The organism is Psychrobacter sp. AT9 (assembly GCF_047272965.1).
GTDB classification, from domain to species: Bacteria; Pseudomonadota; Gammaproteobacteria; order Pseudomonadales; family Moraxellaceae; genus Psychrobacter; species Psychrobacter glaciei.
In genome coordinates this window covers 1,880,042-1,902,289 of record NZ_JBKOTW010000001.1, presented here as the reverse complement: position 1 = coordinate 1,902,289, position 22,248 = coordinate 1,880,042, and the positions used below count along the sequence as shown (strand labels likewise).

Genomic DNA, 22,248 nt, shown 5'->3' with positions numbered 1-22,248 from the left:
ATAAGATGCCGAGCGGTAATATAGAGCACTAAAAAAAGGCCATCGATATTGATGACCTTTTTTATTCTCAGTTCAGACAGTCTGAAGGGTACTAAGAAAAACCTAGTACCAGTTATAGGTCAAAGAGGTGAAATAGTTGATACCATCAGTGTCGTAACCGGGTAGAGTAATATACTTTTCATTAGTAATATTGTCTAAACGTGCTGCCATGGTTAGGTTGTCTGTTAGCTGGTAGTTACCGCTGATATTAAACAATCCATAATGATCGACAAACTGCGATTCTGCATTGGCAACGTTGCTATAGTAGTCACCGACATATTCATATTCGGCACGAATGTCAAAGCTTGATAAGCGATAGCCTAAGTAAATCAGACCTTTATGCTCAGGACGAATGGCAAGAAAATTACCATCGTTGCTCCCGCCACTATTGTCTTCTGCCTGCTGGTAGTCATAGCTACCACCAAATAAGTAATTATCGACTATCCAATCTGATGTTAGTGTGAGTCCTTCGATTTTGGCTTCATCGACGTTTTCGCTAGAGCCTGCATAAGGATTGCTAGGCGTGGGGCTTGCGACATAGCTGATTAAGTCGTCAACTTTGTTGTGATAGCCTGTCAAACGGGTAGACTGAATAGGAGTATCGTATTCAATAAAAGCTTCATAGTTATCACTGGTTTCTGGTGTCAACTCAGCATTACCACCGAAAGGTGAGTACAAATCATTGAAACTAGGCGCTCGGAACCCTTTAGCATAACTGGCACCGATGCGTAGATTGGGACTGATATGTAGCGCGCCACCTAAATTATAAGTGGTCTCATCACCATACTGTGAGTTGTCATCATAGCGTAGGTTTGCTTGTGCATCGAATTGATCATTAGCCAATACATAACCCAAAAATGCACTGGTCACATCACGGTCATCAACGTCATAATCAGTCGTATCAATACTTTGGTTTAAATACTCTGCACCGTAAATGCCTGTACCGATAGGTAGGGCATGCTGACCGACTAGGCTGACTTGATCTTGCTCTGTATCATAGTTACTGCTATAGGTTTCTGTGTCTATGTTGTCGATAGAGTGCCCATACTGTAGCTTCACCGAAGCGCCTGGCTGGTAGCGCCAATCAACGAACGCTTGAGCCGCACCCGTTTCTTGATCAGAATACACATTCTCTGCAGCGCCATTATCAAAATAAGTCGTTGACTCGCTATACAGAGCACTAGCCCCTACTGACAATTGATCATTGATACGCTGATTTAGAGCAATGCTAAAGTTATCACTTTCGAAACCATCGTCGTCCTTGTTGTAAGGGGCGTATTCATTACTAGGATCGGGTAGCGTTGCATTGATACCATCTGTTTCGTTGTGGCTGGCTGAAAGGCTCAAAGCGGTGCCAGTATCATTGACGAATTGTGCGCTAGCACCGTATAAATATTGATCATTTGAGCCAACACCAGCGGTAACCGACATGCTGCTTTGATCTACATTGCTGCCTTTTGTGAATACTTGAATCACACCGCCCATCGCGTCTGCACCATAGATACTAGATCCTGAGGCACCATATAGTATTTCGATACGATCGATCTGGTCGGCTGGTAGTAAATTTAGGGCACTATTACCTGTGCTTAACGAGCTATAACGTATGCCATCAATAAGTACCAAGATTTGCTTACCATCATAACCGCGCATATAAAGATTGGAAACGGTGCCCATGCCGCCGCTTGTATAGTGACTGATGCCAGGCTGACGCTTCAGTGCTTCTAAAACTGTCTGCCCTTGATAACGGCGCAATTCTTCGCTATCAATCACGCGAGTTTGGGCGATTACGTTACTGGTTTTGGTAGGCGTACGCGTCGCTGTCACAACGATTTTATCAAGCTCGACTTGTGGCAGCTCACTATCATTGACTGTCTCTAAGTCAGGGTCAGATGGCGTGACAGCCATGGCTGTATTTACGGCAAATACGCCAAGTGCGCTTAAAATACAGCACCGCAAATAAGTAGACGAAGAAGAGCGTGTTAACAACATAATGATTCCCAAGGTTACAAAAGCAAAAGTTAAGAAGGTAAAATTTACAAAAAACAGTAGACAAGTTACACAGGGTTCATTATCTATAAATATGCTCGCTTTATAAACCAGTTTTAGCCAATATTTATTCATGATAAGCTGAGTAATTTTCATGATGGCTGATCATTGAACCATTCTAAAGCGATGCACAGGGTATTTATTGCTTAGCAACTGTGCTCAGTACCAATAATTGCTTATCATTAGAAACATTGTTCGGTAGAAAAATTTGTAATCAAAAACACGACAGTTAGTTATAATTGCTATCATGGCGGCAGGTTGTGTTGATCATTGGCTATTTAGGCAATTTTTTCTTTATACCTATGTCTATCTATGAATTAAGAGGTTTGTTTTGTCTATTGAGCGTCGTATGAGTCCTACTAGCTTACCTTTACCCTTAAAAGCATCATTATCAAGAGTCATGGTAATGGCCACCTTGTTGCTGACTTTATTGTGTAGTCTGATACTGCCGAATGCTGCCTTCGCGGCTGAAGCTGGCGTGTTGGGACTTGGCGGGACTAGTGAGGCGAGCAGTGAGCCGATACCTGATTCCTTTGGGCGAGATACGCCGCGACATACGGTGCAGGGATTCATTAGTGCTTTAAGCGAAAACGATTATTTATTGGCGAGCAATTACCTTAACTTATCAAAGTCTGACAATCCAACTACCGTGGTGCGTCAATTTAAGCAAGCACTCGATGCTGGTGGGCGTTTTTTACCTGACTTGCAGCTCAATAATACGCTTGAAGGCAATTTAACCGATCAATTGCCACCCAGCCAAGAAAACGTCGGTGTCATCAATATCGGTGAAAAAAGCGTGCCGTTGTTATTAGAAAGAGTGGTGTCTAATAACAATGATCAGTACTGGCAATTTTCAAGTGATACGCTCAGCTCAGTACCAGAAGTGATAGAAAATACTGAACCGACCTTGGTATCTCGCTATACGGTTGATTCACTGGACGGCAAGAAGGTTTTTGGTTATCAATTGGCTGACTTGGTTGCAGCGCTAACCATGATTGTGAGCAGCTTTGTACTCACTTATATTATGGTTTGGCTGTTGTACCATCTATTGAGAATCACTTATCCTCACATACGCGGTGTACCGTTACCATTACCTGATAAGGTGATATTGCCACTTGCTGTCGTCATTATGGCGTTGATATTATCCGAAGTCATGGTCTATGCAGGCGTGTCAGTCACATTACGTGAGCCTATCAATCGGTTTACCGAGGTTGCATCATGGCTAGCGACAACGTGGTTATTACTGCGTGTCATCGATGCGATATTCACGCGTGCCGTCAACTTAAGCTATAAGAAAAACCATACTGAACGTGTCTCAATCTTAGGACTGCTACGCAAAGTCGTCAAAGCATTGCTGCTTATATTTGCGGTCATTGTCTTCTTTGGTAATTTGGGTTTTGATTTAACGACCGGTATTGCTGCATTGGGTGTGGGTGGACTGGCTTTCGCTCTTGGTGCACAAAAAACCATTGAGAACCTTGTTGGTAGCGTTGTAGTTGTGGCGGATTCGCCAGTACGTATCGGTGATTATTGTAAATTCGGTACTTATGAAGGCACCGTTATCGATATTGGTATTCGCTCATCACGCGTCCGCACATTGACCCGCACCATCGTCACCGTACCCAATGGCGACTTCTCGTCCATGCAAATCGAGAACTTTACCTCACGCGATATGTTCCGCTTCTTTCATCAGTTGTATCTTAAGCGTACCGCTGATATCGACGTGGTTTTTAAGATGGTCAAGGATTTGGATGAGTTTTTGAATGAGCATTATTTAACCAATAATGAATGGAACCAAGTGAACATTTTAGAGCTGCGCCAAGACTGCTATGTGATTCAATTACAAGCTTATATTAATGCCAACGACGTCATGGAGTTCTATGACAAGCAAAACGTGGTATTCGTTGATGTACTAAACCAAGTCGCAAAATATAAGGTTGAGCATGCTTTGCCAACACAGCAGTTGATTGTCAATCAAGCTGAACTTGAACATCATATGGAAAGTAATACAGTTGAATCGGTAGAAGAAGATACCTCACACAGCAGTAGCAATACGGATGATGGTGAAACGAATGTAAGCTTAGACAATCATGATCACTCTAGTAACAACGGCAGTGTTGATATTAATAAAATCAGCAACAAAGCGAGAGGTGATAATCAGAAATCATCGATGGCAACAGTAAGCAGGGAAGGTGCACTCAAAGCACTGAAACACAAAAGTCGTATGCTAAGAAAAAGTAAGTTTAAGCACACCAAAAGAAAATTTGGTTTTTCTATATGGAACCAGCCTTAAAAATGAGTTTTCTTTATATGGGCAGATATTCTGTATGGAGAGCTATTATAGGGAACTATAAAGGTACGGCAGTTTTATCACGTAGTAAGCCGTAATATGACCATAGAAGCAGGCTGGCAGCGCTACGATGTGGTGACCAGATTTCGGTCAATCCCTTTAGCTGTTTCGGTGTCGGGCGTTCTGCTAGACCTAATACTGTCATCGCTGCGACTTTAATCGCTAAATCATCGACCGCCAGTATGTCATCGCGTTTTAGAGAAAACAATAAATACATCTCAGCCGTCCAACGTCCAATGCCAGTGACTGCTGTGAGTGTCTTTATAGCCGCTTCATTTGGCATGGTTGTTAAGGTAGTAAAGTCTATATCATGCGCTACTAAAGATCGGACATAGCGCATCTTTTGCCTAGATAAGCCTTGTGCTCGTAACGTTTCGTCCTGTGCTTCAGCAATAGCATGAGGGGTTGTCAAACCTGCCGCAACCAGCTTTTTCCAAATACTGGCCGCGGCTGCTACTGATAGCTGTTGACCCACCATCGCTCTCATTAGTTGCTCAAACCCACCTGCATTGTGCCTAAGACTGGGCATCCCAACTTGCTCATAAACAGGAGCGAATCTTGGTTCGATGGCAATCAAAGCAATGATATGCTCTTCTAACTCTTCAGTGTTTTCAATAGTTTGTAGACTCATAAACATCTTATCCTCATTGATTTAGATACTGCTAAAGCTATAGAAAAGTAATATCGATACATCAGCCATACCGTCGCATTTTTAGGATGTTTTGACTATAGACGCCAACAATGATGTAGATAGTTTTTTTTGATAATGAGCATAACAAAAAGGACTGCCAATAAGCAGTCCTTTTTATGTTTAACGATGCAGCTTATTCGCCATCAGTTTTAGGTTTTTTAAGCAGTACTAATACCGCGCCGTTTCCACCATCTTTTGGCGGGGCAGAGCAAAATGCCAGTACTTCTGGCAATTGACGTAGCCAACCGTTGACGCAAGTTTTTAAAATAGCTTCGCTACCTTTACCATGGACTATTTTTACCATAGTTTCATTATTTTGCTTTGCTTGGCTCAATAGTTGAGTCATGGCAGCGCGTGCTTCATCAATGGTGCAACCATGGATATCTACCGCATCATACCAACGCAGCTTGCCCTGTTTGAGCTGGGTAAAAATTTTATTTTGTAGGGTCGGCTGCTTGTAAGACAGATAAGCTTCGCCAGCCACAGGATTGAGTAGCGCCTGCATATCTGATAAGCCAGCGCCTAAATCACTAGCCTCACTACCTTGCGCGGCAGCACGTTTCGAAAGTGTGGCGGCATCAGGTTTACGCGCTTTTGCGGCGTTGGCAGGGGAGCGGACGTTTTTGTCATCGAGCTGATTGACGCCATGCATCGCTTGCATAAATAGAACTTTATCGTCGTCGATATGCTCACTGTCCAACTGTTTGACAGTCTTTTTGACTTGCTTTTGGGTGAGTAACGAGACAGGTTCTGTAGGCTTTTGATCTTCACCTTCAGGTGAATCGGTATCACGGCCTTTGCTCAGCTGTCCTTTTAATTCTTTGAGTTGGTCTTGCATTTCTTTTGAAAATAGAGAATTTGACATAAAAGTTAACGTATCGTTGATTGATGAATAAAGGATTGAACAATCCGTATAGCACACGCATTGTTCAAGCGATCTAGTGTCTATTGAAGCTTGAATGATTGAGTTACTTTACCCGTCTGCTGCGCTGCCCGCAAGTAAGGATTGTAACGCTTGTCCAGGGTGATCCGTTTTCATAAATTGTTCACCGATCAAGAAGTGTTGAATGCCTTGCTCCAGCATCAAACGGATGTCACCGCTGCTATGAATGCCGCTCTCGGTAACGATAAGGGGTTTCTGTGCTGTGCCATCAGCATCGGTAGCCAATGCTTCGAGCAAAATATTTTTTAGGTCAAGCGTGGTTTGTAGGTCAACGTCAAAAGTATTCAAATCACGATTATTAATACCATAGATATTATGATCAGAGCGTGGCAATTGTAAGGCGCGCTCAAGCTCGGCCTTGGTATGTACTTCAATCAATACATCCATGCCCAGTTTGATACTCAAGGCATGGAGCTCTTGTACTTGCTCATCGTCGAGGCAAGCCATGATTAATAATATGCAATCTGCACCCATTAGATAGGATTGATATATTTGATACTCATCAATCATAAAATCTTTGCGCAGTATCGGCAGGCTTGAGGTATTAGCTGCTTGAATAAGGTAGCTGTCATCGCCCTGAAAATAATCGCGATCAGTTAGTACTGACAAACAACTTGCACCAGCTTGCTCGTACTGCTGAGCAAATAGCGCGGGTGCGAAGTTATGGTTGATAACGCCTTTAGAGGGAGAGGCTTTTTTAATTTCAGCAATGATACCGATACCGTTCTCTTCAGTACTGATAACTCGCAATGCCTGAGCAAAACCTCGACGCGGTTTATTATCAGCTGCGACCTTTGCTTGTAAATTTTCAAGAGATAGTACCTCTTGAGCCTTTTTTACTTCTTCTATTTTAGTAGCGATAATGCGCTGTAGCACTGAAGGTATGTCTGAATGGGTTGTGGTCATGCTGGTATCCGAATATCGTTAGATGAAAATAGACAGTGATGGTAATGAATGCACTACATTAGTGCTTGCAAGTTAATCCTGCGCCACTAGCTGCTGTGTGTATTTGGCTAAAGACTCAAGCTTGATTAACGCATCGCCATTTTGGAGGATTTGTTGAGCTCGGCTGACACCATTAGGATAGTTGCTGGCAAGCCCTGCGGTGTATATCGCTGCGCCTGCATTTAGCGCAATCATATCGCGGGCTTTGAGTACTGAGCGGTCGTTGGTTTCTGCGCCTGATAAAGCGGCCCGTATCAGCTCAAGGCTTTGCTCTGGTGAATCTACATCGAGCCCAATCAGCGTTTGTGATTCGATGCCAGCATCTTCTGGCATCATCTCATAAACGGATATCTCACCGTTTTTTAACTCAGCGACAGTGGTAGAGGTGGCAAGGCTGATTTCATCTAAGCCATCTTTTGCACCAACCACCATGACATGACGTGCGCCTAGGTTTTTCATGACTTTGGCGATAGGTTCACACAGTTGAGCGGTAAAGACACCAATGACCAAATTGGGTGTGCCAGCAGGGTTGGTTAATGGCCCTAAAATATTAAAGATAGTACGCGATTTTAGCTCACGGCGTATAGGATTGGCATAACGCATGGCGCTATGGTGATTGGGCGCAAACAAAAAGCCGATGCCTTGTTTTTCGATACAGTCTTTTGCTTGCTCTGGGGTGAGCGACAGACTGATACCTGCCTGCTCAAGTAAATCTGAGCTACCAGATCTAGTAGAGACCCCGCGATTGCCGTGTTTAGCTACTTGTGCTCCCGCAGCTGCCACAACAAAGGCCGATGCCGTGGAGACGTTGAATAAATTTGCGCCATCACCGCCAGTGCCAACGATATCAACTAGATGTTCACAGTTTTTTGGTTCGATATTCGCCGCCAATGCACGCATGGCGCTGGCTGATGCCGTAATCTCATCGATGGATTCACCTTTCATGCGTAGACCAGTCAAAATAGCGCCCATCATAGCGTCGCTACATCTACCTTGCATAATAATCAGCATCACTTGATACATCTCATCAAAGGTCAAGTCAATGTGCTGAAATATCCTACCTAAAGCGGTCGTCAGCAGTTGATGTGTTTCTGTATCGGACAGTCTCTCAATACTGTCTGGCGTGTGCGTTTCTTCTATTTTCGTCGTACTCATTATGGTCTCGCTTAATTTTATTTTTTATATGAATCTATAAGGGATTTGGAATAGAGTAATCAAAGCAGGTACTTTAGTCAAAACTAACCGACTTGCGGTAGCTTGTCTGAGGCTAGTACAGCCAGATTATGAGTCTGCAAAAAGTTGTTGAGCAGCTGATAACCAGCCTCGCTCAAGATAGACTCAGGATGGAACTGTACACCTTCTATAGCAAGTTTTTTATGACGGATACCCATGATTTCCTCAATGCTGCCATCAATATTTTGTGTCCATGCGGTCAGCTCAAGACACTCGGGTAAACTGATTTTATCAATGACGAGTGAATGGTAACGCGTGACTTGTGAGGGATTAGGTAAGCCTGCAAATACGCCTGTGCCATTGTGGTAAACGGCGGATAAACGTCCGTGCATCACTTCACCTGCTTTGACGACCTGTCCGCCAAATGCCTGCCCAATGGCTTGATGTCCCAAGCAAATACCCAGTATAGGGATAATACCTTTAAAAGTCTCAATGACGGCTAACGAAATACCAGCGCGGGATGGGTCACACGGTCCTGGACCAATGACAATGGCATTGGGAGCTAAGACCTTAATTTGATCGATGGTGATCTGATCGTTACGCCACACAGTGATGTCCTGCTGCAACTCACCGAAGTACTGTACAATATTGTACGTAAAGCTGTCGTAATTATCGATCATTAGAATCATTGTGTTCAACTTACTGATTTTTAGGTGTTTCTATAGTTGAATTTGTCTGCGCTGCTATTGCCTGCATTGCTATGGGTTACTGTCAATGCTTGATGCCATACCGCCATAAGGGTAACAGCTGCTACTGTGGGATGCCGTTATCTTACCATTATTTCGTCCTCTATCAAATATGGGGCATAATGACGAGATTACTAAATAACTCTAGATATTAAATCGCACCAAAACAGAGCGAGTTATTACTATTACATTAATAATCACACTAATTTGGTGCAATAGTAGTGCGGTTCATTGCTCTACATAAGAAGTGTTAAAAAGATAATCATCGGAATAACAGTCTTCATATGTGTGTGTGTTTTATGATAAGTCATTGTATTTACTATCAGTAATGCTGTTGCCTTAGCCACCAATACCATTCGGTTCTTAAAGAGTTGGCATAGCCCTTGCAGTTATGCTGTTATGATTATTTGTGACCACAAAGAGACAGGTCTAAAAATAATTATTAACAAGTGCCTGAAGAGTTCAGCATTATGAGTTATATATTGCTAGAATAACGTTAGAATTGACTTGGCGTATTTTTAGACCATTGAGATGACTGTTGGTCTGATTGAAGAAACGCTTTAGATGAGTATCTTGACTAATACGCTGAATAGTGCTGATAATAAGCAGAATATCGTATGCATTATTTCAGTATCAAAAGCACATCTAACATTCTTGAACAAGAATACTGCACTCATAATTTTAAATCGCAATAACGTGATCAACACAACGGAGACTATTCATGTCGAATAAACTATTAGATCTTATCCAATCCTCTAATGCTAAATGGGTTGACTTTCGCTTCACCGATACACGCGGTAAAGAGCAGCACATCAGCTTCCCAGCGCATAGCGTTGATGAAGATGTGATGGAAGATGGCAAAATGTTCGATGGCTCATCTATCGCTGGCTGGAAAGGTATTGAAGCGTCAGATATGATCTTGCGTCCTGATCCAGAAACGGCTTTTCTTGACCCGTTCTTTGATGCGGTCACTGTTGTGGTCACTTGTGACATCATCGAACCATCAACGCTACAGGGCTATGATCGTGACCCACGTTCTATCGCTCGCCGCGCTGAAGAGTATTTGAAGTCTACTGGTATTGGTGATACTGCTTACTTCGGTCCTGAGCCTGAATTCTTTGTATTCGATGACGTTAAATGGTCAATCGATATGTCTGGCGTTAGTCATAAAATCACTGCTGAAGAAGCAGCATGGTCGACTGGCGAGACTTACGAGTGGGGCAACATGGCGCATCGTCCGCGCGTTAAAGGCGGCTATTTCCCAGTACCACCAATCGATAGCTCACACGATATGCGTGCTGTTATGTGTGAACGCATCGAAGAAATCGTTGGCGAAGGCACCGTAGAGGTGCATCATCACGAAGTTGCTTCTTGCCAGTCTGAGATTGGTGTGGCATTCAACACCATGGTTCGTAAAGCAGATGAAGTTCAGCAATTGAAATACGTTGTTCATAACGTTGCGCATCAGTTTGGCAAAACAGCTACCTTTATGCCTAAGCCAATCGTTGGTGACAATGGTTCAGGTATGCACGTACATATGTCTATCTCAAAAGACGGCGTAAACACATTCTCAGGTGATGAGTATGCGGGTCTGTCTGAAACAGCATTGTATTTCATCGGTGGTATTATCAAGCATGCTCGTGCATTGAACGCGATTACCAACCCGTCGACCAATAGCTATAAGCGCCTAGTTCCTCATTACGAAGCGCCTATTAAACTTGCTTATTCAGCGTCTAACCGTTCAGCATCTATTCGTATTCCACACGTGAGCAGCCCTAAAGCGGTACGTGTTGAAGCACGTTTCCCTGATCCAACGGCTAACCCATACCTAGCGTTTGCTGCATTGTTGATGGCTGGCCTTGACGGTATCCAGAACAAGATGCATCCAGGTGAAGCCGCTGACAAAAACTTATATGACTTGCCACCAGAAGAAGAAGCACAAATCCCAACGGTTGCAGAAAGCTTAGATGTAGCGTTACAAGCGTTGCGTGACGATCATGACTTCTTATTAAAAGGTGATGTATTCACTGAAGACATGCTAGAAGCGTTTATTGCTTTGAAAGAAGAAGAAGTACAACGTCTGAACGTGACTGTACATCCTGTTGAGTTTGACATGTATTACAGCTGCTAATTTATAGCATAGACTCAATATTGTTTTAATGAATAAAAACCAGTTAAGTAACTCTTAGCTGGTTTTTTTATGTCTGCGGATAAAGCGCACAAGATAAATGAATAACATTTCTCCAAAATCACTACTGATTTCAAATTGAAAGTATCGCATAATGGTTATTATAAAAGTATATTAATAGTAGACACTAATTAGGTTGACTGACTATGATTTTATCATCAAAACTGAATGTTTCGAAAGGCCATGCGAAGGTAGGGCTATTGACGATCACTGCCATAGCCAGTCTCTGTGCGCCTTTAGCAAATGCTGCACCCATTTATAAAGTGGTCGACGAGCAAACAGGTCAGGTGACCTTCACTGATCGCCCGCAAAGCTATGAGCAGCAGGTGGGTAAACAAGTCAGTCAGACGACAGTGACGACAGGTAATGAAACGAGTGGCTCAAATAATAGCACTAGAGATAATCAGACTGCTACGAATGCCACGCAAACCGCCTCTATACCTGCTACCAACGATGCAACGGTCAAAGCACCAATCAACTATCAACTGGCTATCACTGAGCCCAGCGAAGAACGTGCTTATCGGCGTCCAGCGCAAAGTATTAATGTAGCACTACAAATTAAGCCTGCGCTGCAAGCAGGTGATAGTGTCCGTATTTATTTTGACGGCAACGAAGTCGCTCAAGGTCTAAATGCGACGATTGCTACGATAGATGCGTTGCCAGGCGCTCATACGATAACGGCGGTCATTCAAAGCGTGAAAGGTCAAACGCTGCAACAAGCCGCGCGCACGGTTTATGTGATTCAAAACAATACAACTTTGCAAAACAATAAGAAGATTGCAAAACAGCTTTTGGCTTATCAGAATTTACCTTGGCATCAAAAAGTGATGTTAAAACTGCGCCAACAGGACGGTAGTCTACAAAAAGTACAGAGCAGTCAATCTATTGCTAAGGATGCTTTTACCAAATAATCTGTATAGGTGATGATTATATTAATAAAATTATTTTGTTGTTGAGAATTTAAAAAAGGAGCAGCCACTATAGTAAGTGAGTGCTCCTTTATTTTTGCTTAATTATCTTACATTGGACGAACTTTGCTCAATTATTTAGTCAGCTCAATGGTACCGTTGGCAGTGACTGATACAGTACTATTACCAGATTCAAAGCTTTGGCTTGGCACTGCCTCGTCTGCCATTCCTGATTTCATGCTCATGGCGCTATACATTGGACGTGGATAGTTGCTACCTGTATTCAGGTTAACATTAACGACGCGGTAGCCACGAGCGTCCCAAGCACGGGTGAGGCTCTTGGCTTGCTGTTGAAAAGCACGAGAGGCTTCGGTCATTAGCTTTTGCTCTAAAGCATCTTTTTTGGTATCTGAGACACCAAAGTTCAGATTGTCCATAACCAACGTTTCTTGTAAATCAGCAATGAGCTGGCTGGTCGCTGAGAAATCTGTACTCTTCAAATCTATATTTGCCTGACCTGTCCAGCCAATGATTTTGTCGTTTTTGTCATAGCGTGGATAAGTGCGCTGCTGTCCGGTGCTGACAGTGACGCTAGGGTAGCGCTTGGCAATTTTCATAGCATTATTAATGGATGTATTGAGCGTTGTGGCTAGAGTTTTAGAATCTGCTGCCTGTGCTTTTTTGTACAAGCTGGCTCTTACTTCATCGTTCTGAATTTCTTCTTTTACTTCTGTTTGAAACGTTAGCTGGTCATAGCCTGTTGGCTCTGCATGGGCACTACCCATCATTGCAGTCATAAGACAAACTGTACCAGAAGCCAGTGCTGCTTTATTAAGTAAAGTATTTTTCATTATTATCTCCTAAGTTCATTTTAAGGGTTTTTATATGAGAAGCTGTACCTCTTATTTTCTAAATATTGATATGTGTGCAACTTCATTCACTAAAATAGCAAAATTTCTGTGAGTTGCTGTGAGAATTTTGTGACCTAAGTTACTGGGCTAAGTTGCTGACTTAAGTTACAGGGTCATTTTCCCGTCTAAAACAAACAGTTTTAAGATAGGGGTTGTAAAATTAAAAAATCCTTGTATAATTTGCACCTGGTGGCTCCATTGGTAGCCTCGCAACATTGTTCTATGAATCCCGCCAGGACCGGAAGGTAGCAACGGTAATAGTTATGATGTGTGCCGAGGATGTGCTGATGGAGTCGCTTTTTTTTGCCTAAAATTTGATATTAGTTTTGACGAAGTATCAAAGACGCTTTTATGATGTATTAAGCCCTTCATTGTAAAGGGCTTTTTTTTGTCCAAAATTTCATTCGATTTCCCGTTTAATTTCTTTAATTTCAAAGCTTCATTGATTAATATAGGTTAAAATACAATGTATTAACTTTTATTAACATTCTAGACACTTTGGGGTTCGATTATGAAGATGTTTGTTTGGCTATTCATTATTATTGTGGTGTTGGCAGTAGTATTTGGCATCACGATATTTAATAAGCTGGTACGCGCACGTAACCAAGCAAAGAATGGTTTTGCACAGATAGATGTACAGCTTAAACGTCGTCATGATTTGATTCCTAATTTGGTCGAAACAGCCAAGCGTTATTTGAGCCATGAACAAGAAACACTTACTCGCGTCATCAGTGCGCGTAATCATGCTCAAGAGCTACAAGACTCTAATAAGCATCAGCCAGAATCGCTTGATCATATGGCGCTATTTGCCAAAGCAGAAGGTATGTTGTCTAAAGCGTTGAGTCAGTTTTCTGCTGTCGTTGAAGCATATCCTGAGCTAAAAGCCGATAGTATGATCAAGGAATTAATGGATGAGTTAACCAACACGGAAAATCGCATTGGTTTTGCTCGTCAGCATTATAATGATAGCGTGATGTTTTATAATAACGACCGCGAAATATTCCCCAATAACCTCGTCAGTACGACTTTTGGCTTTCGTCCACTCAGTCCTTTAGTGTTCGAAGATAGAGAAGCGATTGCTCAGGCACCGATTGTCAATATGGGCTGAGGTTTAGATAAATTTGGCGAACTCTAGGCGGCCTAAACTGATGGATTTTTTCGGTGAACAGCGGATACGTACGCGGCGCAGTCTATTCCTTTATGGGCTTTTTTTGCTGATTGTACTTGCTCATATGGCGGTAGGACTGGCTGTCATGGGGCTACTATTAACTGTATTTACGGGCGGTATATCTCACTGGGTATTGGTTCTGGTCATTATCTTGATATTAGGTAGTTTCATTGGTGGTAGTTTCTTAGAGTATCGCCGCCTGAGAGCAGGTGGCCGCGCTATTGCTCAGCGAATAGGAGCGGTTAGGCTGTTTATCGATAATAGTCAAGAAGCATGGGAGCACAGCCACGGGGTCGCGCATCAACACGAAACTAAGGAGAAAGTTCGCTATAGTTCACGCCATATAGCCGTGCGTGATGAGCGTGACTTTCCACCAGTCTATCGTCGTTATTGTGAAATTTCCCAGCAGTTGGCGATTGCCTCGGGCTTGAGTACACCGATCTTATATGTATTACCTGATGAGCAGGGTATCAATGGCTTCGTCGCTGGTCGTCATAGCCAAGATATGGTGCTGGTCGTTACCCAAGGTGCGCTAGATAAATTGTCTGATGAGGCGCTATACGGGCTGATAGGTCATGAATATGGTCATATACTGCATGGTGATGCCACCTTTAATCTACAGCTGATGGTGATATTGGCAGGCTTGCAGATACTATATGACTGGAGTGATCCAATTTCCAATCATCGTTCCTTTGAGACTGATATTACTTCCCATCAGTCTCTATCACAGAGACAAGTTGATAATTTTGCACGCAGTACCGAGGCGCAAACCGCCAGCTTCAACACTCCTAGTGAGTGGGTCGCTTACTGGCAGCAGCAACCTCAACAAAAGCAGTCCTCAGCCAAGCGTCAGTCGAAATGGGTGCAAAATAGACCTGTAATAGATCGTCAAGCACCGCGTAGTGTTTGGACATTGCTATTACATGGCTTGAGCTTCTCTAGTATGGCAAGCGCTCAGTTGATTAAGCACAGCTTCAACCGCCAGCGTGAGCTGCTTGCTGATGCCACTAGCGTGCAATTGACACGTTCGCCTGCGATTATAGAAACCTTGAAAGCCATCCATCAAGACTCACTTGGCTCGCGTCTATCTGGAATCGCTGATATCAATGGACTCAGTCATTTTTTCTTTGCCAGTAGTGGGGCGGATTTGGGCGATGTGTCATGGTTTGCTACCCATCCAAGCTTGACTGAGCGTATGGGTGCTATTAATGCTGATGCGTATCATCAATTTTCGGTACAAGTCGCTAAAGACAAACGGATAAATCAGCAAAAAATTAAAGAAATATATGAGCAGCGTCGTTTGGGTGATGTGAGGAAAGTAAAAACAAATAGCCTAAGCATTAATAAAAAAGACAATGCTAATAAACAATCATCCCACGTAGAACTACTCTCTACTCAAGCGTTGGATAGTGGAGTAGAGAAAGAAGAAAAAGGGCTAAATTTTGTTATAGCAGAAGATGTAATCATTGATGGACGGTTGCAGGTAAAGTCGCAAGATGCTGGCACTTATCAACTATTAAAACCTTGGCAGGCAGAACCCGACAGCGATTTACCATCAGCAGCGCTCATTAGCATTGATGATATTGAAAAAGTCTCATTGCCACAGTACATTCTTGATCACAGTCATCATCCTTTAGGCGCACAAGCATTGATCGAAGCGGTGATGCTTTGTCATCAGGGTCAAGCTCTAGCAACGATAAGTACTTATGACTTGGTTGACATTTGGTACGAGATTTCTACTAACAAAGCCGATAATAATTGCCAATCGCAAATTCTACCGCATGCCATCGACCATAAATTAATAGAAACCGTGGCGAGTGTTGATCGACGATTGGACAGTGTTCTAATCACGACTGCCATAAAGAACTTGAGTCAGCACGACCTATCAGAAAGCGTGATTGCAGAGCTACGTCTGAAGCATGAGAGCAGTCATAGCAATCAAAGTTACCAGCATTATGTTCAGAAAAAAAAGTGCCGTATGATGTTGTTGCGCTATCAGCAGGGCATATTTGAGTTACTTCAAGGCTGCTTGATGGCTGATTTAAGCCAAAATTTTGCTGATAATATCATCAATGATGATGGTTCTGCTGATAATATCATCAATGATGATGGTTCTGCGGATATAGCTAAGTCAGGATTCACTCACTCAGAGAATGCAGTGTCTCAAGTGCCATCGATTCTATCGCTATGGCAGGCGCTGCATTTACAGAAACTGTTGCCGATATTGTTTAAAGTTTTGAATGATAAAAGTACAGATAGACAGATTGCATGGCAGCAAACACTGCAGTCTGGCATGGACAGTATCGTTGCTCAGCTTGATCCGTCAGGTCAGGTGTTTGATGGTCTTAGGGCTTCTGATACAACGATGCTTACCTTATTGGCTTATCGCTTATCGAAAGATGTCAAAGGTCAAATGATATCGAGGCTAGGTAGCTCGCTATTTGGTTATAATAATGACAGTGTTGCCCACTACATTGTGGATTTGAGACGACATGCGGGCTTGATTGACATCACTTTGAACGAAGTCAGTGATGCAAATTTGCAATGGCTATTATTGACGGCACAAGGTTTGAATAGCGTCCAGCTACTAGCTATCATTGACGCTGTACCTAGCTTTCAAAAATTCACCTCTAGGGTGTCCATCATAGATACTCAGATTGAGGATAATTATCGAGAGAAGCAACAGGATAGCAGTCAAATAGATTATAATGAATATCGGCAATGGCTGAGTACATTGCATACGGTGATGTTACACGATACGATAGTCAGTCAAGATGAGCACGATTGCTTGATGCTACTAGCAGAGCATTGGCTAGGCGTTCGGCAGCTTTTCTAATAAATTGAATTGATTGAAGCGCTATGCCTATTCGGCTGACAAAGAGCGAGATGTTTGAAACGCTTTTTTAACGTTGCTTTTAGCATTAAAAATCTGTAAACCCATTTAAGATAAGTAGGATAGTAGAGTCGAATGAGTGATATCCAAGACCCGCTAATTGTATTGCAACATCGTATGCAGCAGCGTCAAATTTTAGCAATGATGGGTATCAATCAATGGGTACAGCCAAGCTCAGCTACTATTAATATGGCAGATATCTCTGCGCCTATTATTCCTGATCCTACAGATGATACTAGCACTCAGGCTGTGCCATCTGATATAAACATCGAACAACCAAGTATAGAACAGCAAGGTAATGCTGCTGCGAACGTTGATATGTCAAATATAGCATTTGCTGATTCTGTATCAGCGGCCATCGATGATGACGCCACGCGTAACTATTATCATGATACTAATGATATAGGATTAGCACAACCCAACGCACAAAGCCCCGTCACCTATAGTTTTGATACTAGTGTCAAAGCTGTAGGTGACGTACCTGTCAAATCCCTCGTAGACGAAATAACTCACCAAACCACAGCCGCTATCGGGCAAAGTCCTATTGCTCATATAAATAGTGATGATAGCTTTAAAAAAGTCACCCCATTTGATTTGCAAGGTGGTCGCTATGGCGATTGGGTGATTTTGGTTGATATCCAAGCACTTAATAATGACAGTCAAAAGCTATGGAAAAATATCACTCAATCGCTATCAATCACTTGTGAGACAACGTCCTTTCCTATCTGTGAAGGTATGGACACCGCTGAGCTTGCCAATGCCAGTCTTGCTGGATATGTCTTTAAGATTGGTCGTAGCGAGGAGATAAAAGTAGCAGCATTAACCGCATTGCCTGAAGGGCTTGAGCATCCTCACTTTACGACTGTGCCCACGTTAGAGGAACTGCTCGCTGATAGCAGCTTAAAGCGGCAGCTTTGGGAGAGATTGTCTGGTTAAGCTATCTGCCCAATTGCCCATTGGTATTTTGGCAAGTTATTTGTATAAATAAAAACATTAGCAAATAAAGACAACTAAAGTCACTTTTAAAATAATTTTGATAGGCAACTTTTACGCTCCAACAAACAACGATGATTTCATCATATTTAGGATAATGATTATGACTACCCAAGCTGCTCCTAACCGTGTACCTAATTTTTCAGCGGGACCTGCTACGATACCAACTGCCGTATTATCACGCGCTCAAGAAGAGTTGCTCGATTGGCAAGGACGTGGACTGTCGGTCATGGAAGTAAGCCATCGCAGTAAAGAGTATCTGGCGATTACTGAAAAAGCTGAGTCTAAATTGCGTTCGTTGATGGACATTCCAGATAATTATAAGGTGCTATTTTTACAAGGCGGCGCTAGCTTACAGTTTTCAGCGATTCCACTAAACCTATTAAACGGTGGGCGCGCAGATTATCTAACGACAGGTGCTTGGTCAGGTAAAGCAGTCAAAGAAGCGGCGCGCTATGCCAAACTAGGTCTTGGCGAGACTAATGTGGTTGCAACAGGCAAAGAAAGCAACTTTACCGATGTACCTGATCAAAGCGATTGGAATCTGAGTGAAGATGCAGCTTACTTCCATTACTGCGCCAATGAAACGATTCATGGCTTGCAGATATTTGAGCCGCCAACCGTTGCTGCACCAATTATTGTTGATATGTCTTCTTGCATTTTGTCACAGCCAATTGATGTCTCAAAATTTGGAATGATTTACGCGGGCGCGCAAAAAAATATCGGTCCAGCAGGACTTGTCATTGTGATTATCCGTGAGGATTTATTAGGGCAGGCAAGTGAGTGGTGTCCGCTGCTAATGAACTATGAGCATCAAGCTGATAAAGAGTCTATGTCAAACACGCCAGCGACGTATTCTTGGTACTTGGCGGGATTAGTGTTTGAGTGGTTAGAAGAGCAGGGTGGCGTTGCTGCTATCGGCAAAATTAATCAGCAAAAAGCAAACCTGCTCTACAAAACAATTGATGACAGCAGTTTTTATAACAATCCAGTTGCGCCTAAGTATCGCTCTATCATGAATGTGCCGTTTACTTTAGCAGACAGTAGCCTTGATAAAGTATTCTTAGAAGAGTCAGAAAAAGCAGGCTTACTGCATCTAAAAGGTCATCGTGATGTCGGCGGTATGCGTGCCAGTATCTACAATGCTGTACCGCTTGAGTGGGTACAAAAACTGGTCGACTTTATGATTGCATTTGAAAAAAAACACGCCTAAGTCAGTACGGGTTTGAGAAAAAAGACGCAACTTTATGAGCTGCGTCTTTTTTTATGAGAATTATCATTGTTTTAGGGCAGATGATGCGCTATACCTAACACTGCAAACTATTAGGTTAAAAAACCTAAGTTTGTTATGATAAAATTTTCAGCTGTTGTGATAGCTTATGTTTTTGTTTGCTTCTCATTTAAGCTGCGATGAGCTTTCAGTCATTAGGTAAATTCTCTATACATCCATTTGGTTTAGCAGAGGGGTTTGTTATAACTTTATTATGATAAAAAATACCATGCTAAAAACCGTCCTATTAGTGGCAATGGCGAGTTGGATACCAGCCAGTATGGCGACACCAATCACCATTACTGCGCTTGCACATAACAGCACTGCTGAATATGTCAACGCGCCTTATATGCCCTATGCCAATCCAAACGCGCCGACAGGGGGTACGCTCTCGCTCGATGCGCGTGGCACCTTTAATGCTGCCAATAAATGGATGACCACGGGCGTGGCGATGATTGGTACCGATTATCTATATGATACTTTGATGACGGGCTCACTAAATGAAGCTTTTACGATGTATCCGCAGTTGGCAAGCAAGGTAACGTATGATCCTGATGACACCAGTTGGATTATATATCACCTCAATCCTGCTGCCCGTTTTTGGGATGGATCGCCAGTGACCAGTCGCGATGTCAAAGCGACTTATGAGGCAATATTGAATAAAGGCCCGATGTACATTCGCAGTTATCTAAGTGATATCCAAGACATTCAAGTCATTGATGATCAGCAAGTCAAATTTGTCTTTGCTTCTACTGAAAACAAAGAAATCTTACTGACGGTTGGACAGTTTCCTATCTTTTCAAAGTCGTCTATCGATGCTGATTTTGAAAAGATAAGCTTAACGCCATTGATGGGTAGTGGGCCTTATAAGCTAGGTCGGGTCGATGCAGGGCGTTCGGTGAGCTATGTACGTGATCCCAATTATTGGGGACGTGATCTGATGGTCAACCGTGGTCGTTATAACTTTGATATGATTAAGTTTGTCTATTATCAAAGCGATGAGATTGCTTTTGAGGGTTTCAAGTCTGGTCAATATCGCTTCCGCCCTGAGAACAAAGCCTCTAATTGGGCAACGGGTTATAATTTTCCAGCAGTAAAAGCGGGTCTTATTAATAAAGAAACGATCACCAGTCAAAACCCAGTACCGATGCAAGCCTTGGTCATGAATATGCGCCGCCCAATCTTTCAGGACATTAGAGTTCGTCAAGCACTGACCGCCGCTTATGACTTTGAATGGATGAATAAGACCTTATTTCATGGGCAGTATGAGCGCTTGCAGAGCTTTTTTCATGGCTCAGAACTAGCGGCAACGGGTACGCCGTCTAGTCAAGAAATGCAGGTGCTAAGTCCATTATTATCTAAACTTGAGCCGATTCAACGTAAAGCCGTATTAGCAGAATGGCAGCTGCCCACCAGTGATGGTAACGGCTTTAACCGTGAAGGGTTACTAAAAGCGCGGCAACTTTTGTTAGATGCTGGGTTTTATTATAACGATATGAAACTGTATCAACCTAATGGATCGCTTGCTCAGATTGAGATTTTGATGACAGGCGAGACCATGGGCCGTGTATTGCTGCCTTATATTCGTAATCTAAAACGTCTGGGATTTGATGCGACTTTGCGCCAAGTCGATGGGCCACAATATTATGAGCGTATGCGACGTTTCGATTATGATATGGTTGTCGATGTATTTGCCCAAAGTCTGTCTCCTGGTGCTGAGCAAGCAGCATTTTGGGGCAGCGCTGCTGCCGATGAGCCTGGTAATCATAATACGATTGGTATAAAAAACGCCGCTATCGACGAAGTGGTAGCAGCGTTGGGCGGCGCTGAAAATCGTGAAGAGATTGTGTTGTATACTCAGGTACTTGATCGCTTGCTACGCGCAGGGCATTATTTAGTGCCGCTATATGGTAAATCTGGCACCAATGTCGCCTATTGGGATCAATATCGTCATACTAAAAAACTGCCAACCAATGCCGTCGGTATTGACTACTGGTGGGTTGATAAAGAAGCAGAAGCACGCGTCAATCAGTACTTAAAACAATAAATGATATGACGCTTAATCTTGAAGTTTTATTTGATGTTAAGAGAATCAATAAAAGATATTTGCAATAAAGACAATCATCTGTAAGGACTTAATATGAGTATCCGTATTCACCCAATTAAAGCATTTAGCGACAACTATATTTGGACATTAATCAATGAAAACAATAAGCAAGCGATTGTCATTGATCCCGGTCAAGCTGAACCTGTCGTTGGCTATCTAGAAGACAACCAGTTAGAACTTACCTCGATTTGGACGACTCATCATCACCACGATCATATTGGGGGCGTTGCAGAGTTGCAAGAATCCTACCCGATGACGCATTTAGTCGCACATAGTGAACATACAGTGGATGAGGATCAAACGATAAAAGACGGTAGTACAGTCAGTGCGTGGGGCTGCTCTGCACAAGTTTGGGATATATCAGGGCATACCGCCAGCCATATGGCTTATATCTTGGATATTGATGGGCAAAAACATTGCTTCTGTGGGGATACTTTATTCAGTGGCGGTTGTGGGCGTGTTTTTACTGGTACGATTGAGCAGTTGCATGATAGCTTTAAACGTTTAAATGAACTGCCTGCCGAGACATTGCTATATCCTGCACACGAGTACACAGCCAGCAATCTACGTTTTGGGCTATCTATTGAGCCTGACAACGAAACGATGCAGCAAGCATTGGCGCAAGCAGAGTCGAAAACCGCACAAAATGTGCCGACATTACCAGTGACCCTAGAGCATGAGCGCGCAATAAATGTATTTTTACGCACACAAGAACCGAGCGTGATAGCAGGAGTTAAATCCAAAGTGACGATCGATGATGACAAGTCTTTGACGGTATTTGCGGCGCTACGTGAGCTGAAAAACAACTTTTAAAGCCTCATGCATCTTTGATAGCTGTTTTTTAGATCATTGCTTTTTAACTAAGTGTTAGCTGCTC

16 protein-coding genes and 1 other RNA gene are annotated in these 22,248 nt (G+C 42.9%); 10 read left to right on the top strand and 7 right to left on the bottom strand.

Features of this window, described 5'->3' with window-relative positions; genetic code table 11:
- Positions 1-102: 102 nt before the first annotated feature.
- Entirely contained in the window at positions 103-2,028 is a 1,926-nt protein-coding gene (locus ACMFL8_RS07945) for a TonB-dependent receptor plug domain-containing protein (protein ID WP_240215727.1), read from the bottom strand.
- Positions 2,029-2,434: 406 nt separating this feature from the next.
- Between ACMFL8_RS07945 and ACMFL8_RS07940 the strand changes: the two genes are divergently transcribed.
- Positions 2,435-4,378: a mechanosensitive ion channel family protein gene (locus ACMFL8_RS07940; protein WP_413190630.1), complete on the top strand. Its 1,944-nt coding sequence runs from the start codon at positions 2,435-2,437 to the stop codon at positions 4,376-4,378.
- Positions 4,379-4,433: 55 nt separating this feature from the next.
- Here ACMFL8_RS07940 and ACMFL8_RS07935 read toward each other — a convergent pair whose 3' ends face one another.
- The 5 genes from ACMFL8_RS07935 to ACMFL8_RS07915 form a co-directional block, all read right to left on the bottom strand.
- Positions 4,434-5,066 carry a DNA-3-methyladenine glycosylase family protein gene (locus ACMFL8_RS07935; RefSeq protein WP_413190629.1) on the bottom strand — a complete coding sequence of 211 codons (633 nt, stop codon included), beginning with the start codon at positions 5,064-5,066 and terminating at the stop codon, positions 4,434-4,436.
- A gap of 193 nt (positions 5,067-5,259) precedes the next feature.
- Positions 5,260-5,991, bottom strand: coding sequence for a Smr/MutS family protein (locus ACMFL8_RS07930; RefSeq protein WP_010201940.1), 732 nt, complete (start codon positions 5,989-5,991; stop codon positions 5,260-5,262).
- Positions 5,992-6,099: 108 nt separating this feature from the next.
- Positions 6,100-6,975 carry an indole-3-glycerol phosphate synthase TrpC gene (gene trpC / locus ACMFL8_RS07925; protein ID WP_413190628.1) on the bottom strand — a complete coding sequence of 292 codons (876 nt, stop codon included), beginning with the start codon at positions 6,973-6,975 and terminating at the stop codon, positions 6,100-6,102.
- A 72-nt stretch (positions 6,976-7,047) separates the two neighbouring features.
- Complete coding sequence (trpD, locus tag ACMFL8_RS07920) at positions 7,048-8,169, bottom strand: anthranilate phosphoribosyltransferase (protein WP_413190627.1); 1,122 nt, start codon at positions 8,167-8,169, stop codon at positions 7,048-7,050.
- A gap of 83 nt (positions 8,170-8,252) precedes the next feature.
- Complete coding sequence (locus ACMFL8_RS07915; RefSeq protein ID WP_413190626.1) at positions 8,253-8,876, bottom strand: anthranilate synthase component II; 624 nt, start codon at positions 8,874-8,876, stop codon at positions 8,253-8,255.
- Between the two features lie 778 nt (positions 8,877-9,654).
- Between ACMFL8_RS07915 and glnA the strand changes: the two genes are divergently transcribed.
- The gene (gene glnA, locus ACMFL8_RS07910) at positions 9,655-11,064 is read left to right on the top strand and encodes a type I glutamate--ammonia ligase (RefSeq protein WP_010201934.1); all 1,410 of its coding nucleotides are present in this window, start codon (positions 9,655-9,657) and stop codon (positions 11,062-11,064) included.
- Between the two features lie 203 nt (positions 11,065-11,267).
- Entirely contained in the window at positions 11,268-12,032 is a 765-nt protein-coding gene (locus ACMFL8_RS07905) for a DUF4124 domain-containing protein (protein WP_413190625.1), read from the top strand.
- 131 nt (positions 12,033-12,163) lie between these two features.
- Here ACMFL8_RS07905 and ACMFL8_RS07900 read toward each other — a convergent pair whose 3' ends face one another.
- Positions 12,164-12,880, bottom strand: a complete 717-nt coding sequence (locus ACMFL8_RS07900) for an SIMPL domain-containing protein (RefSeq protein ID WP_189581806.1) — start codon at positions 12,878-12,880, stop codon at positions 12,164-12,166.
- 256 nt (positions 12,881-13,136) lie between these two features.
- Here ACMFL8_RS07900 and ffs point away from each other — a divergent pair.
- From ffs to gloB, 7 genes are all read left to right on the top strand, one after another.
- An RNA gene (gene ffs / locus ACMFL8_RS07895) (signal recognition particle sRNA small type) lies at positions 13,137-13,233 on the top strand.
- 218 nt (positions 13,234-13,451) lie between these two features.
- On the top strand, positions 13,452-14,048 hold the full coding sequence (locus ACMFL8_RS07890; RefSeq protein WP_010201928.1) for a LemA family protein: 597 nt from the start codon (positions 13,452-13,454) through the stop codon (positions 14,046-14,048).
- Between the two features lie 40 nt (positions 14,049-14,088).
- Positions 14,089-16,944 (top strand): M48 family metalloprotease, encoded by a 2,856-nt coding sequence (locus ACMFL8_RS07885; RefSeq protein ID WP_413190624.1) that lies wholly within the window; start codon positions 14,089-14,091, stop codon positions 16,942-16,944.
- Between the two features lie 132 nt (positions 16,945-17,076).
- Complete coding sequence (locus ACMFL8_RS07880) at positions 17,077-17,937, top strand: hypothetical protein (protein ID WP_413190623.1); 861 nt, start codon at positions 17,077-17,079, stop codon at positions 17,935-17,937.
- A 160-nt stretch (positions 17,938-18,097) separates the two neighbouring features.
- A complete protein-coding gene (gene serC, locus ACMFL8_RS07875) occupies positions 18,098-19,207 on the top strand; it encodes a 3-phosphoserine/phosphohydroxythreonine transaminase (RefSeq protein ID WP_413190622.1) in 1,110 nt (369 codons plus the stop codon).
- 271 nt (positions 19,208-19,478) lie between these two features.
- On the top strand, positions 19,479-21,311 hold the full coding sequence (locus tag ACMFL8_RS07870) for an extracellular solute-binding protein (protein WP_210539475.1): 1,833 nt from the start codon (positions 19,479-19,481) through the stop codon (positions 21,309-21,311).
- A 93-nt stretch (positions 21,312-21,404) separates the two neighbouring features.
- Positions 21,405-22,184 (top strand): hydroxyacylglutathione hydrolase, encoded by a 780-nt coding sequence (gene gloB, locus ACMFL8_RS07865; RefSeq protein ID WP_210539473.1) that lies wholly within the window; start codon positions 21,405-21,407, stop codon positions 22,182-22,184.
- Positions 22,185-22,248 lie beyond the last annotated feature (64 nt).

Excerpts from the sequence above, each read along its gene's own strand:
- ACMFL8_RS07945 (WP_240215727.1), bottom strand. The coding sequence starts at position 2,028 with ATGTTGTTAACACGCTCTTCTTCGTCTACTTATTTGCGGTGCTGTATT.
- ACMFL8_RS07940 (WP_413190630.1), top strand. The coding sequence starts at position 2,435 with ATGAGTCCTACTAGCTTACCTTTACCCTTAAAAGCATCATTATCAAGA.
- ACMFL8_RS07935 (WP_413190629.1), bottom strand. The coding sequence starts at position 5,066 with ATGAGTCTACAAACTATTGAAAACACTGAAGAGTTAGAAGAGCATATC.
- ACMFL8_RS07930 (WP_010201940.1), bottom strand. The coding sequence starts at position 5,991 with ATGTCAAATTCTCTATTTTCAAAAGAAATGCAAGACCAACTCAAAGAA.
- trpC (WP_413190628.1), bottom strand. The coding sequence starts at position 6,975 with ATGACCACAACCCATTCAGACATACCTTCAGTGCTACAGCGCATTATC.
- trpD (WP_413190627.1), bottom strand. The coding sequence starts at position 8,169 with ATGAGTACGACGAAAATAGAAGAAACGCACACGCCAGACAGTATTGAG.
- ACMFL8_RS07915 (WP_413190626.1), bottom strand. The coding sequence starts at position 8,876 with ATGATTCTAATGATCGATAATTACGACAGCTTTACGTACAATATTGTA.
- glnA (WP_010201934.1), top strand. The coding sequence starts at position 9,655 with ATGTCGAATAAACTATTAGATCTTATCCAATCCTCTAATGCTAAATGG.
- ACMFL8_RS07905 (WP_413190625.1), top strand. The coding sequence starts at position 11,268 with ATGATTTTATCATCAAAACTGAATGTTTCGAAAGGCCATGCGAAGGTA.
- ACMFL8_RS07900 (WP_189581806.1), bottom strand. The coding sequence starts at position 12,880 with ATGAAAAATACTTTACTTAATAAAGCAGCACTGGCTTCTGGTACAGTT.
- ACMFL8_RS07890 (WP_010201928.1), top strand. The coding sequence starts at position 13,452 with ATGAAGATGTTTGTTTGGCTATTCATTATTATTGTGGTGTTGGCAGTA.
- ACMFL8_RS07885 (WP_413190624.1), top strand. The coding sequence starts at position 14,089 with ATGGATTTTTTCGGTGAACAGCGGATACGTACGCGGCGCAGTCTATTC.
- ACMFL8_RS07880 (WP_413190623.1), top strand. The coding sequence starts at position 17,077 with ATGAGTGATATCCAAGACCCGCTAATTGTATTGCAACATCGTATGCAG.
- serC (WP_413190622.1), top strand. The coding sequence starts at position 18,098 with ATGACTACCCAAGCTGCTCCTAACCGTGTACCTAATTTTTCAGCGGGA.
- ACMFL8_RS07870 (WP_210539475.1), top strand. The coding sequence starts at position 19,479 with ATGATAAAAAATACCATGCTAAAAACCGTCCTATTAGTGGCAATGGCG.
- gloB (WP_210539473.1), top strand. The coding sequence starts at position 21,405 with ATGAGTATCCGTATTCACCCAATTAAAGCATTTAGCGACAACTATATT.